At 69.7% G+C, this 12,528-nt stretch carries 11 protein-coding genes; all 11 read left to right on the forward strand.

Features of this window, described 5'->3' with window-relative positions:
• Positions 1-5: 5 nt before the first annotated feature.
• From ACFYMU_RS27195 to nuoL, 11 genes are read left to right on the forward strand one after another with little or no spacing between them, the layout of a single operon-like run.
• The gene (locus ACFYMU_RS27195; RefSeq protein ID WP_388378319.1) at positions 6-560 is read left to right on the forward strand and encodes a NuoB/complex I 20 kDa subunit family protein; all 555 of its coding nucleotides are present in this window, start codon (positions 6-8) and stop codon (positions 558-560) included.
• A complete protein-coding gene (locus ACFYMU_RS27200) occupies positions 557-1,342 on the forward strand; it encodes an NADH-quinone oxidoreductase subunit C (RefSeq protein WP_388378322.1) in 786 nt (261 codons plus the stop codon). The genes ACFYMU_RS27195 and ACFYMU_RS27200 overlap by 4 nt, the downstream gene beginning before the upstream one ends.
• Positions 1,339-2,670, forward strand: coding sequence for an NADH-quinone oxidoreductase subunit D (locus ACFYMU_RS27205; RefSeq protein ID WP_388378325.1), 1,332 nt, complete (start codon positions 1,339-1,341; stop codon positions 2,668-2,670). The genes ACFYMU_RS27200 and ACFYMU_RS27205 overlap by 4 nt, the downstream gene beginning before the upstream one ends.
• Positions 2,667-3,533: an NADH-quinone oxidoreductase subunit NuoE gene (gene nuoE / locus ACFYMU_RS27210; protein ID WP_388378328.1), complete on the forward strand. Its 867-nt coding sequence runs from the start codon at positions 2,667-2,669 to the stop codon at positions 3,531-3,533. Before ACFYMU_RS27205 ends, nuoE begins: the two co-directional genes overlap by 4 nt.
• Positions 3,530-4,915, forward strand: a complete 1,386-nt coding sequence (nuoF, locus tag ACFYMU_RS27215; RefSeq protein WP_388378331.1) for an NADH-quinone oxidoreductase subunit NuoF — start codon at positions 3,530-3,532, stop codon at positions 4,913-4,915. The genes nuoE and nuoF overlap by 4 nt, the downstream gene beginning before the upstream one ends.
• The gene (locus ACFYMU_RS27220) at positions 4,912-7,440 is read left to right on the forward strand and encodes an NADH-quinone oxidoreductase subunit G (protein ID WP_388378333.1); all 2,529 of its coding nucleotides are present in this window, start codon (positions 4,912-4,914) and stop codon (positions 7,438-7,440) included. Before nuoF ends, ACFYMU_RS27220 begins: the two co-directional genes overlap by 4 nt.
• On the forward strand, positions 7,437-8,801 hold the full coding sequence (nuoH, locus tag ACFYMU_RS27225; RefSeq protein ID WP_388378336.1) for an NADH-quinone oxidoreductase subunit NuoH: 1,365 nt from the start codon (positions 7,437-7,439) through the stop codon (positions 8,799-8,801). Before ACFYMU_RS27220 ends, nuoH begins: the two co-directional genes overlap by 4 nt.
• A complete protein-coding gene (gene nuoI, locus ACFYMU_RS27230; protein ID WP_388378339.1) occupies positions 8,794-9,396 on the forward strand; it encodes an NADH-quinone oxidoreductase subunit NuoI in 603 nt (200 codons plus the stop codon). Before nuoH ends, nuoI begins: the two co-directional genes overlap by 8 nt.
• Positions 9,393-10,235: an NADH-quinone oxidoreductase subunit J gene (locus ACFYMU_RS27235; protein ID WP_388378342.1), complete on the forward strand. Its 843-nt coding sequence runs from the start codon at positions 9,393-9,395 to the stop codon at positions 10,233-10,235. The genes nuoI and ACFYMU_RS27235 overlap by 4 nt, the downstream gene beginning before the upstream one ends.
• On the forward strand, positions 10,232-10,531 hold the full coding sequence (gene nuoK, locus ACFYMU_RS27240; protein ID WP_388378345.1) for an NADH-quinone oxidoreductase subunit NuoK: 300 nt from the start codon (positions 10,232-10,234) through the stop codon (positions 10,529-10,531). Before ACFYMU_RS27235 ends, nuoK begins: the two co-directional genes overlap by 4 nt.
• A 14-nt stretch (positions 10,532-10,545) precedes the next feature.
• Complete coding sequence (gene nuoL / locus ACFYMU_RS27245; protein WP_388378347.1) at positions 10,546-12,528, forward strand: NADH-quinone oxidoreductase subunit L; 1,983 nt, start codon at positions 10,546-10,548, stop codon at positions 12,526-12,528.

Raw genomic sequence — 12,528 nt, forward strand, 5'->3', positions numbered from 1 at the left:
TAACCATGGGACTCGAAGAAAAACTGCCGAGCGGTTTCCTTCTGACCACTGTCGAGCAGGCGGCGGGATGGGTGCGCAAGGCATCCGTCTTCCCGGCCACTTTCGGGCTGGCCTGCTGCGCCATCGAGATGATGACCACCGGCGCCGGCCGCTACGACCTGGCGCGCTTCGGCATGGAGGTGTTCCGCGGGTCGCCCCGCCAGGCGGACCTGATGATCGTCGCGGGCCGGGTCAGCCAGAAGATGGCGCCGGTCCTGAGGCAGGTCTACGACCAGATGCCGAGCCCCAAGTGGGTGATCTCCATGGGGGTGTGCGCCTCCTCGGGCGGCATGTTCAACAACTACGCGATCGTCCAGGGCGTCGACCACATCGTGCCCGTCGACATCTATCTGCCCGGCTGTCCGCCGCGGCCCGAGATGCTGATGGACGCGATCCTCAAGCTGCACCAGAAGATCCAGACCTCCAAGCTCGGCGTCAACGCCCGGGAGGCGGCCCGTGAGGCGGAGGAAGCGGCGCTCAAGGCCCTCCCGACGATCGAGATGAAGGGGCTGCTGCGATGAGCGACGCGAAGAGCAACGGCGCGAACACGCCGCGCGACGGCGCGACCGGCGCCGACGGCGACGGCGTCAACCCCGAGAAGGACCTCGGCGCCGCCAACCTCCCGGGCATGCGCGGGGACCACGGCGAGGAGATCCGCGTCCAGCGCGGCATGTTCGGTGCCAACAACGGCGGCGACACCTCCGGCTACGGCGGTCTGGTGCGCTCCATCCGGCTGCCCGGCGCGGCCACCCGCCCCTACGGCGGCTGGTTCGACGAGGTCGCCGACGAGTTGGAGGGCGCCCTGGAGGAGCAGGGGCTGCTTCCCGGGAACGTCATCGAGAAGACGGTGGTCGACCGCGGCGAGCTGACCTTCCACATCGAGCGCGAATACCTCGTCGTCGTCGCGCGGACGCTCCGCGACGACCCGGCGCTGCGCTTCGAACTGTGCACGGGCGTCAGCGGAGTGCACTACCCCGGCGACAAGGGGCGCGAGCTGCACGCCGTCTACCACCTGCGCTCGATCACTCACAATCGGCTGATCCGCCTCGAGGTCAGCGCCCCCGACGCCGACCCGCACGTCCCGTCGCTCGTCCCGGTCTACCCGACGAACGACTGGCACGAGCGCGAGACGTACGACTTCTTCGGCCTGGTCTTCGACGGCCACCCGGCGCTGACGCGGATCATGATGCCCGACGACTGGCTGGGCCACCCGCAGCGCAAGGACTACCCCCTCGGCGGCATCCCCGTCGAGTACAAGGGCGCCCAGATCCCGGCTCCGGACCAGCGGAGGTCGTACTCATGAACACCCAGACTCCGTCCTCCGCCTCTCCGCGCGAGACCACCGAGGGCACCGTCTACACGGTCACCGGCGGCGACTGGGACGAGGTCGTCCAGTCCGCGGCCCGCGCCGACGACGAACGCCTCGTCGTCAACATGGGACCGCAGCACCCCTCCACACACGGCGTGCTCCGGCTCATCCTGGAGATCGAGGGCGAGACCGTCACCGAGGCACGCTGCGGCATCGGCTACCTCCACACCGGCATCGAGAAGAACCTCGAGTTCCGCACGTGGACGCAGGGCACCACGTTCGTGACGCGCATGGACTACCTGACGCCGTTCTTCAACGAGACGGGCTACTGCCTCGCCGTGGAGAAGCTCCTCGGCATCGAGGACCAGGTCCCCGACCGCGCCTCGGTCATCCGCGTGCTCCTGATGGAGCTGAACCGGCTCTCCTCCCACCTGGTGTGCATCGCCACCGGAGGCATGGAGCTGGGCGCCACCACGATCATGATCTACGGCTTCCGTGACCGGGAACTGATCCTCGACGTCTTCGAGCTGATCACCGGCCTGCGGATGAACCACGCCTACATCCGCCCCGGCGGACTCGCCCAGGACCTGCCGCCGGGCGCGGTGGACCAGATCCGCGAGTTCGTGAAGAAGATGAAGAAGAACCTCCCGGAGTACGACAAGCTCGCCACCGGGAACCCCATCTTCAAGGCCCGCATGCAGGACATCGGCTATCTCGACCTGGCCGGCTGCATGGCCCTCGGCGCCACCGGCCCGATCCTGCGGGCGGCGGGACTGCCGCACGACCTGCGCAAGGCGCAGCCCTACTGCGGCTACGAGACGTACGAGTTCGACGTCCCGACCGCCGACACCTGCGACGCCTACGGCCGCTTCCTCATCCGCCTTGAGGAGATGCGCCAGTCGGTCAGGATCGTCGAGCAGTGCCTGGACCGGCTGGAGCCCGGCCCGGTCATGGTCGCGGACAAGAAGATCGCCTGGCCCGCCCAGCTCGCCCTGGGGCCCGACGGGCTCGGCAACTCCCTCGACCACATCAAGCAGATCATGGGCACCTCCATGGAGGCCCTGATCCACCACTTCAAGCTGGTGACCGAAGGCTTCCGCGTCCCGCCGGGACAGGCGTACGCGGCCGTCGAGTCACCCAAGGGCGAACTCGGTGTGCACGTCGTGTCCGACGGCGGCACCCGGCCCTACCGGGTCCACTTCCGGGACCCGTCCTTCACCAACCTGCAGGCCACGGCCGCGATGTGCGAAGGCGGCCAGGTCGCCGACGTCATCGTCGCCGTCGCGTCCATCGACCCCGTGATGGGAGGCGTCGACCGGTGACCACCAGTTCTTCGGATCACGGCGTCAGCCTGGGCATGCCCGAGCTGCCCGCGCCCGACTACCCGGACGACGTTCGAGCACGGCTCGAGCAGGACGCCCGCGAGATCATCGCCCGCTACCCGGACTCCCGGTCCGCCCTGCTGCCGATGCTGCACCTCGTGCAGTCGGAGGAGGGCCATGTGACGCGCACCGGGATGCAGTTCTGCGCGGACGTGCTGGAGCTGACCACGGCCGAGGTGGCCGCGGTCGCCACCTTCTACACCATGTACCGGCGGCGGCCCTCCGGCGACTACCAGGTCGGCGTCTGCACCAACACGCTGTGCGCCGTGATGGGCGGCGACGCCATCTTCTCCGCCCTCCAGGAGCACCTCGGCGTCGGCAACGGCGAGACCACCGACGACGGCAAGGTCACCCTGGAGCACATCGAGTGCAACGCGGCCTGCGACTACGCGCCGGTCATGATGGTCAACTGGGAGTTCTTCGACAACCAGACCCCCGAGAGCGCCAAGCGTCTCGTGGACGACCTGCGGGCGGGGCAGCAGGCCGAACCCACCCGTGGCGCCCCCCTGTGCAGCTTCAAGGAGACGGCGCGGATCCTGGCCGGCTTCCCCGACGAACGGGACGGGGCCGTCGAGGCGTCCGGTGGCGCGGGCCCGGCCTCGCTCGCCGGGCTGCGGCTGGCCAAGGGGGAGCAGCCCGCCGCGCGTGTGGTCCACCCGCGGGAGGGCCGACCGCACCACGAGCCGCGGACCGGGACGGCAGCGGACGCGGACGTGCACCCCAGCTCGCACGACGCGCCGCAGGACACATCGGCTTCAGACCCGAGCCACCCGGCCGGGCCCGTCGCCGAGGAGGGGCAGTGATGACCGTGGCAGCCGAGAACGGGGGCACCGCCCGCCCGAGCGGCTTCGAGGGCGCGGGGGAGACCAGCTCCGAGAAGCTGCTCGCACCCGTGCTGTCCGCCTTCTGGGACGAGGAGAAGTCCTGGTCGCTGGACGTCTACCGACGGCACGACGGCTACGAAGGGCTCCGCAAGGCGCTCGCCATGTCGCCGGACGACGTGATCGCGTACGTCAAGGACTCCGGACTGCGCGGACGCGGCGGCGCGGGATTCCCGACGGGATTGAAGTGGCAGTTCATTCCCCAGGGTGATGGCAAGCCTCACTATCTTGTTGTCAACGCCGACGAGTCGGAGCCCGGAACGTGCAAGGACATTCCGCTCCTCTTCGCGAACCCGCACAGCCTCATCGAGGGCATCGTCATCGCGTGCTACGCCATCAGGTCGTCGCACGCCTTCATCTACCTGCGCGGTGAGGTCGTCCCCGTGCTGCGGCGGCTGCACTCCGCCGTGCGCGAGGCGTACGAGGCGGGCTACCTCGGCAAGAACGTCCTCGGCAGCGGGCTCGACCTCGACCTCACCGTGCACGCGGGGGCGGGCGCGTACATCTGCGGTGAGGAGACCGCGCTGCTGGACTCGCTCGAAGGCCGCCGTGGCCAACCGCGGCTGCGTCCCCCCTTCCCCGCCATCGCGGGCCTCTACGCATGCCCCACTGTCGTGAACAACGTCGAGTCGATCGCGTCGGTTCCCGCGATCCTGCACCGGGGCAAGGAATGGTTCCGGTCGATGGGCAGCGAGAAGTCCCCCGGCTTCACGCTCTATTCGCTCAGCGGCCACGTCGCGAACCCCGGCCAGTACGAGGCCCCGCTCGGCATCACGCTCCGCCAGCTGCTCGACATGAGCGGCGGCATGCGGCCCGGCCACCGCCTCAAGTTCTGGACTCCGGGCGGCTCCTCGACGCCCATGTTCACCGACGAGCACCTCGACGTCCCGCTCGACTACGAGGGCGTGGGCGCCGCCGGTTCCATGCTCGGCACCAAGGCCCTGCAGTGCTTCGACGAGACGACGTGCGTGGTCCGCGCCGTCACCCGCTGGACCGAGTTCTACGCCCACGAGTCCTGCGGCAAGTGCACCCCGTGCCGTGAGGGGACGTACTGGCTGGTGCAGCTGATGCGGGACCTCGAGGCCGGCAAGGGCACCATGGCCGACCTCGACAAGCTCGCCGACATCGCCGACAACATCAACGGCAAGGCGTTCTGCGCCCTCGGCGACGGCGCCGCCCAACCCATCTTCTCCTCCCTGAAGTACTTCCGCGCGGAGTACGAGGAGCACATCACAGGCCGGGGCTGCCCCTTCGACCCGGCCAAGTCCACGGCCTGGGCCGACCGCACGGAGGTGAACGCATGACCGTACAGCAATCCGACAGCGGCTCCGCCGCGGGCCAGCGCCCCTCCGGAAAGGGGGAGGCGGCCATCCCGCCGGAGGACCTCGTCACGCTGACCATCGACGGCATCGAGATCAGCGTGCCCAAGGGCACCCTGGTGATCCGTGCCTCCGAACAGCTCGGCATCGAGGTACCCCGCTTCTGCGACCACCCCCTGCTCGACCCGGTGGGCGCCTGCCGCCAGTGCATGGTCGAGGTCGAGGGCCAGCGCAAGCCCATGGCGTCCTGCACGATCACGTGTACGGACGGAATGGTGGTGAAGACTCAACTCAGCTCGCCCGTGGCCGAGAAGGCCCAGAAGGGGATGCTGGAGTTCCTGCTCATCAACCACCCGCTGGACTGCCCGGTCTGCGACAAGGGCGGCGAGTGCCCGCTGCAGAACCAGTCGATGTCGCACGGCGCCGCCGACTCCCGCTTCGACGGCAAGAAGCGCACCTACGAGAAGCCGGTGCCGATCTCCACCCAGGTGCTGCTCGACCGCGAGCGCTGCGTGCTGTGCGCCCGCTGCACCCGCTTCTCCCAGCAGATCGCCGGCGACCCGATGATCGAACTGCTCGAACGCGGCGCGCTCCAGCAGGTCGGCACCGGCGAGGGCGACCCCTTCGAGTCGTACTTCTCCGGGAACACCATCCAGATCTGCCCGGTCGGCGCGCTCACGTCGGCGGCCTACCGGTTCCGCGCCCGTCCCTTCGACCTCGTCTCGTCCCCGTCGGTGTGCGAGCACTGCTCCGGCGGCTGCGCGACCCGCACCGACCACCGGCGCGGCAAGGTCATGCGGCGTCTCGCGGCCAACGAGCCCGAGGTCAACGAGGAGTGGATCTGCGACAAGGGGCGCTTCGCGTTCCGGTACGCGCAGCTGAAGGACCGGCTCGACCAGCCGCTGGTGCGGAACGAATCGGGTGAGCTGGAGCCCACGTCCTGGCCGGAGGCGCTCCGGGTGGCGGCGCAGGGCCTGCTCGCCACGCGGGGCCGGGCCGGTGTGCTGACGGGCGGACGGCTCACCGTCGAGGACGCCTACGCCTACAGCAAGTTCGCGCGCGTGGCGCTCGACACCAACGACATCGACTTCCGCGCGCGCGTGCACAGCACCGAGGAGGCCGACTTCCTGGCCGCCCGGGTCGCCGGGCGGGGCCGCGACCTCGACGGCGGCGGCGTCACGTACACCTCCCTGGAGAAGGCGCCGGCCGTCCTGCTCGTCGGATTCGAGTCCGAGGAGGAGGCGCCCGGCGTCTTCCTGAGGCTGCGCAAGGCGTGGCGCAAGCACAAGCAGCTGGTCTTCTCGCTGGCCACGCACGCCACCCGGGGCCTGGAGAAGGCGGGCGGAACGCTGCTGCCCGCCGCGCCCGGCACCGAGCCCGAGTGGCTGGACGCGCTGGCGAGCGAGGTCGGCCTGGAGGAGGGCGGCGTCCGGGCCGCCGAGGCACTGCGCACCCAGGGCGCGGTGATCGTCGTGGGCGAGCGCCTCGCCGGCGTGGCGGGCGGGCTCACCGCCGCCGTCCGGGCCGCGGCGGCGACCGGCGCCGAACTGGTGTGGATCCCGCGCCGGGCCGGGGAGCGCGGCGCCGTCGAGGTCGGCGCGCTGCCCTCGCTGCTGCCGGGCGGGCGTCCGGCCACCGACCCGCGGGCCCGGGAGGAGGTCGCCGCCGCCTGGGGCGTCGCGGTCCTGCCGAGCGGCTACGGCCGTGACACGGGCCAGATCGTGGACGCCGCCGCGGGCGGCGAGCTGCAGGCACTGGTGGTGGCCGGCGTCGAGGTGGCCGATCTGCCCGATCCGGCACGCGCGCGTGCGGCACTCTCCGCGGTGGACTTCCTGGTCTCGCTCGAGATGCGCCCCAGCGAGGTCACCGAGCACGCCGACGTGGTGCTGCCGGTGGCGGCGGTGGCCGAGAAGGCCGGCACGTTCCTCAACTGGGAGGGCCGGGCGCGCTTCTTCGAGGCCGCGCTCAAGCCCGAGCAGATGACCCGGCGGCTGCCGCCCACCGACGCGCGGGTGCTGCAGATGCTCGCCGACGCCATGGACGTCCACCTGGGACTGCCCGATCTGCGCACGGTGCGTGCGGAGCTGGACCGGCTCGGCGCATGGGACGGGCCGCGGTCCGCCGACTCCCTGGGCGTCGGCGTTCAGCTGCCCCGCCCGGCCGCCGGGGAGGCCGTGCTCGCCGGCCACCGGCTGCTGCTGGACCAGGGGCGTCTGCAGGAGGGCGACGACGCGCTCGCCGGCACGCGGCACGCGGCACGCGCGCGTGTGTCGGCCGCCACCGCCGCTGAGGCCGGCGTCGAGGACGGGGCGGTGCTGACCGTGAGCGGCCCGTCCGGAACCGTTGAGCTCCCGCTGCAGATCACCGAGATGCCCGACCGCGTGGTGTGGCTCCCGATGAACTCCACGGGCGGCGGCGTCATCTCCGACACCGGGGCGCTGCCCGGCACCCTCGTCCGCATCGGCCCGGCGACGTCCGCCGACGAAGCCCCCAAGGAGGTGGAGGCATGAGCCCGTACTTCGCAGCTGAAGACCTCTCCATGTTCGGCCGCGACCCGTGGTGGCTGGTCGCCATCAAGGCGGTCTTCTGCTTCGCCTTCCTGATGGTGACCGTGCTGTTCTCCATCGTGTGGGAGCGCAAGGTCGTCGCCTGGATGCAGTTGCGCATCGGCCCCAACCGGCACGGCCCCTGGGGCATGCTCCAGTCGCTCGCCGACGGTGTGAAGCTGATGCTCAAGGAAGACCTCATCGTCAAGCGCGCCGACAAGGTCGTCTACATCCTGGCGCCGATCGTCGCGGCCATCCCGGCCTTCATGGCGATCGCGGTGATCCCGTTCGGGCCCGCGGACAACGAGATCTCGATCTTCGGCCACCGCACCGCGATGCAGCTCACCGACCTGCCGATCGCGATGCTCTACGTCCTTGCGATCGCCTCGGTCGGCATCTACGGCATCGTGCTCGCGGGCTGGAGCTCCGGATCCACCTACCCGCTGCTCGGCGGCCTGCGCTCCTGCGCGCAGATGATCTCCTACGAGATCGCCATGGGCGCCGCCTTCGCCTCGGTGTTCCTCTACTCGGGCTCGATGTCCACCTCGAGGATCGTCGAACAGCAGCACGACCGCTGGTACATCCTGCTGCTGCCGGTCTCGTTCATCATCTACATCGTCACGATGGTCGGCGAGACCAACCGCGCCCCCTTCGACATGCCGGAGTCCGAGGGCGACCTGGTCGGCGGCTTCAACACCGAGTACTCGTCGATCAAGTTCGCGATGTTCATGCTCGCCGAGTACGTGAACATGGTGACGGTCTCGTCCGTGGCGACCACGCTCTTCCTGGGCGGCTGGCGGGCCCCGTGGCCCATCAGCACCTTCTGGGAGGGCGCGAACCACGGCTGGTGGCCGCTGCTCTGGTTCGTCATCAAGGTCCAGTTGCTGCTGTTCTTCTTCATCTGGCTGCGCGGCACGCTCCCGCGCGTGCGCTACGACCAGCTGATGAAGCTCGGCTGGAAGGTCCTCATCCCGGTCTCCGTGGTCTGGCTGATGCTCGTCGCGACGGTACGGGTGCTGCGCAACGAGAACTACGCCTTCGGCGACATCGCCCTGTACGTGGCCGGCGGCGTCCTCGCTCTGCTGCTGCTGTCGTTCGTCGCCGACATGTTCCGCGAGAAGGCGAAGGAGACCGCGCGCTCCGCCGAGGAGCCCGCGGCCTTCGACCCGATGGCGGGCGGGTTCCCCGTACCGCCGCTGCCGGGACAGACGTTGCCGCCGGTGCCGAGGCGCCGCCCGCACCGGGAGCGGGAGCTGATTGTCAGTGGCGGGGCGGACACTGTCAGTGACGGATCTACGGATGGAAAGGAGGCGTCCGATGGCTGAGGAGCCCAAGGAGACCAAGCCCGGTTTCCTGAACCCTGTGGCCGGCTTCGGCGTGACCTTCAAGGCCATGTTCAAGAAGCGGCTCACCGAGCAGTACCCGGAGCAGAAGAAGACCACGGCTCCGCGGTTCCACGGGCGGCACCAGCTCAACCGCCATCCGGACGGCCTGGAGAAGTGCGTCGGCTGTGAGCTGTGCGCCTGGGCCTGCCCCGCCGACGCGATCTACGTGGAGGGCGCCGACAACACCGACGAGGAGCGCTACTCCCCGGGCGAGCGGTACGGGCGGGTGTACCAGATCAACTACGCCCGCTGCATCCTGTGCGGCCTGTGCATCGAGGCGTGCCCGACCCGCGCGCTCACGATGACGAACGAGTTCGAGCTGGCCGACTCCAGCCGCGCCAACCTCATCTACACCAAGGAGCAGCTGCTGGCCGGCCTCGAAGAGGACATGGTGGACACCCCCCATGCCATCTACCCGGGGATGGACGAGCAGGACTACTACCGGGGCCTGGTGACGGAGGCCGCGCCCGGCACGGTGCGCCAGGTCGCCGTCTCCAAGGGCGAACAGCCCTCGGGGGAGGAGGTGGACGCATGAGCGCGCAGCTCGCCGCCTACACCACCTCCACCGGTGAGGCGTTCCAGTTCTGGGTCCTGGGCACCGTCGCGGTGATCGGCGCCCTGTGCACCGTCTTCATGAAGAAGTCCGTGCACAGCGCGCTCTGCCTGGCCGGCACGATGATCGTCCTGGCGGTGTTCTACCTCGCCAACGGCGCCTACTTCCTGGGGGTCGTGCAGATCGTCGTCTACACGGGCGCGATCATGATGCTGTTCCTGTTCGTGGTGATGCTGGTCGGCGTCACCGCGGCGGACTCCCTGAAGGAGACCATCAAGGGCCAGCGCTGGCTGGCGCTCCTGTGCGGCGTGGGCTTCGGCGTCCTGCTGCTCGGCGGCATCGGCAACGCGGCGCTGAAGGACTTCGACGGCCTGGGCCAGGCGAACGCGCACGGCAACGTGGAGGGCCTGGCCGCCCTCATCTTCACCAAGTACGTGTTCGCCTTCGAGATCACCGGCGCGCTGCTCATCACGGCCGCGGTCGGCGCCATGGTGCTCACCCACCGCGAGCGCACCGAGCGCGCCAGGACCCAGCGCGAACTGTCCGAGCAGCGCGTACGGGAAGGCAAGCACGTTCCGCCGCTGCCGGCCCCCGGCGTGTACGCCCGGCACAACGCGGTGGACGTCGCGGGTCTCCTCCCGGACGGCACCCCGTCCGAGCTGACCGTCAACAAGACGCTGCGCGACCGCGGCCAGATCCGGGACGTGTCCGAGCAGGCACTGAACGATCTGAAGGCCCTGGAGCACCGCACCGCCGAGCGCCTGGAGCGGACCGAGGAAGAGCGGCCCGCGCTCAAGAGGACCGAGGAGGCATCGAAGTGAACCCGGTCAACTACCTGTATCTCGCCGCCCTGCTGTTCACGATCGGCGCCACCGGCGTGCTGATCCGGCGGAACGCGATCGTGGTGTTCATGTGCATCGAGCTGATGCTCAATGCCTGCAACCTCACGTTCGTCACCTTCTCCCGGATGCACGGCAATCTCGACGGCCAGATCATCGCCTTCTTCACGATGGTCGTCGCCGCCGCGGAGGTCGTGGTCGGGCTCGCGATCATCGTGTCGCTGTTCCGTACCCGCCACTCGGCCTCGGTCGACGACGCCAGCCTGATGAAGCTGTAAGGGGTCGCTGAATCGTGGAGAACCTGATTGCGCTGCTGATCGCAGCGCCCCTGCTCGGAGCAGCCGTCCTGCTGTGCTGCGGCAGAAGGCTGGACGGGGTCGGTCACTGGATCGGCACGCTGCTGTCGACCACCTCCTTCGCGTTCGGCGTCGTCCTCTTCGCCGACATGCTGGGCAAGGGCGCCGACCAACGCACCATGACGCAGCACCTGTTCAGCTGGATCCCGGTGGCCGGTTTCCAGGCCGACATCACGTTCCGGCTCGACCAGTTGTCGATGACGTTCGTGCTGCTGATCACGGGCGTCGGATCGCTCATCCACCTGTACTCGGTCGGGTACATGGAGCACGACGAGCGCCGGCGCCGCTTCTTCGGTTATCTGAACCTGTTCCTCGCGGCGATGCTGCTGCTCGTCCTCGCCGACAACTACCTGCTGCTGTACGTCGGCTGGGAGGGCGTGGGCCTCGCCTCGTACCTGCTGATCGGCTTCTGGCAGCACAAGCCCAGCGCCGCCACCGCCGCGAAGAAGGCGTTCCTCGTCAACCGCGTCGGCGACATGGGCCTGTCGATCGCCATCATGCTGATGTTCACGACGTTCGGGACTTTCGCCTTCGAGCCGGTCCTCGCCGGCGCGGACAAGGCGGGGGAGGGCAAGCTCACCGCCATCGGCCTGATGCTGCTGCTCGCCGCCTGCGGCAAGTCGGCCCAGGTGCCGCTCCAGTCCTGGCTCGGGGACGCCATGGAGGGCCCGACCCCGGTCTCGGCCCTCATCCACGCCGCGACCATGGTGACCGCGGGCGTGTACCTGATCGTCCGCTCCGGTGTGATCTTCAACGCGGCGCCCGACGCGCAGCTGGTCGTCACCGTGGTCGGCGCCGTCACGCTCCTCTTCGGTGCGATCGTCGGTTGCGCCAAGGACGACATCAAGAAGGCACTGGCCGGTTCGACCATGTCGCAGATCGGCTACATGGTGCTCGCGGCGGGCCTCGGCCCCATCGGCTACGTCTTCGCGATCATGCACCTGGTCACGCACGGCTTCTTCAAGGCCGGGCTGTTCCTCGGGGCCGGCTCGGTCATGCACGGCATGAACGACGAGGTCGACATGCGCAAGTACGGCGGCCTGCGGAAGTACATGCCGGTCACGTTCGTCACTTTCGGCCTCGGCTACCTGGCCATCATCGGCTTCCCGGGCCTGTCCGGCTTCTTCTCCAAGGACAAGATCATCGAGGCGGCGTTCGCCAAGGGCGGCACCGAGGGCTGGATCCTCGGCGGCGCGGCCCTGCTCGGCGCGGCCCTCACGGCGTACTACATGACGCGCGTGATGCTGATGACGTTCTTCGGGGAGGAGCGCTGGCGGAACCGGCCGACCGCCTCCCCGGACGAGCCGAGTTCCCCCAGCCTCGAATCCGCTCGGCCGGGGGGACCCCCATCGCCCGCCGCGGAGCACCGCGGTGAGCACGCCGAACCGCACCCGCACGAGTCGCCCAAGGTGATGACGATCCCCATGATCGTGCTGGCCTTCGGGTCGGTGTTCGCGGGCGGTCTCTTCTCGCTGGGCGACCGCTTCCTGCACTGGCTGGAGCCGGTCACCGGTCACGCGGAGGGCCACTCGCCGGTCAGCGCCGGGGTGGTCACGGGCGCGACCCTGGTGCTGCTCCTGGTCGGCGTCGGCATCGCCTACGCCCAGTACGGGCGTCGCCCCGTCCCCACCGTCGCCCCGCGCGGATCGCTGCTCACCCGGGCCGCCCGGCGCGATCTGCTGCAGGACGACTTCAACCACGTCGTCCTCGTCCGCGGCGGAGAGCACCTCACGCGCTCCCTGGTGTACGTGGACCACACCCTGGTCGACGGCGTCGTCAACGGCACGGCGGCCTCGGTCGGCGGCCTCTCCGGACGGCTCCGCCGGCTGCAGAACGGCTACGCCCGGTCGTACGCGGTCTCGATGTTCGGCGGTGCGGCGGTGCTCGTCGCACTGACCCTGCTCATGAGGGCGGTCTGA

Origin of the sequence: Streptomyces sp. NPDC007264 (genome assembly GCF_042869095.1) — a bacterium.
Lineage (GTDB): Bacteria > Actinomycetota > Actinomycetes > Streptomycetales > Streptomycetaceae > Streptomyces.

What these genes read in the sequence shown, in the direction of transcription:
- ACFYMU_RS27195 (WP_388378319.1), top strand. Translation starts at nt 6, where the DNA reads ATGGGACTCGAAGAAAAACTGCCGAGCGGTTTCCTTCTGACCACTGTC.
- ACFYMU_RS27200 (WP_388378322.1), top strand. Translation starts at nt 557, where the DNA reads ATGAGCGACGCGAAGAGCAACGGCGCGAACACGCCGCGCGACGGCGCG.
- ACFYMU_RS27205 (WP_388378325.1), top strand. Translation starts at nt 1,339, where the DNA reads ATGAACACCCAGACTCCGTCCTCCGCCTCTCCGCGCGAGACCACCGAG.
- ACFYMU_RS27220 (WP_388378333.1), top strand. Translation starts at nt 4,912, where the DNA reads ATGACCGTACAGCAATCCGACAGCGGCTCCGCCGCGGGCCAGCGCCCC.
- nuoH (WP_388378336.1), top strand. Translation starts at nt 7,437, where the DNA reads ATGAGCCCGTACTTCGCAGCTGAAGACCTCTCCATGTTCGGCCGCGAC.
- nuoI (WP_388378339.1), top strand. Translation starts at nt 8,794, where the DNA reads ATGGCTGAGGAGCCCAAGGAGACCAAGCCCGGTTTCCTGAACCCTGTG.
- ACFYMU_RS27235 (WP_388378342.1), top strand. Translation starts at nt 9,393, where the DNA reads ATGAGCGCGCAGCTCGCCGCCTACACCACCTCCACCGGTGAGGCGTTC.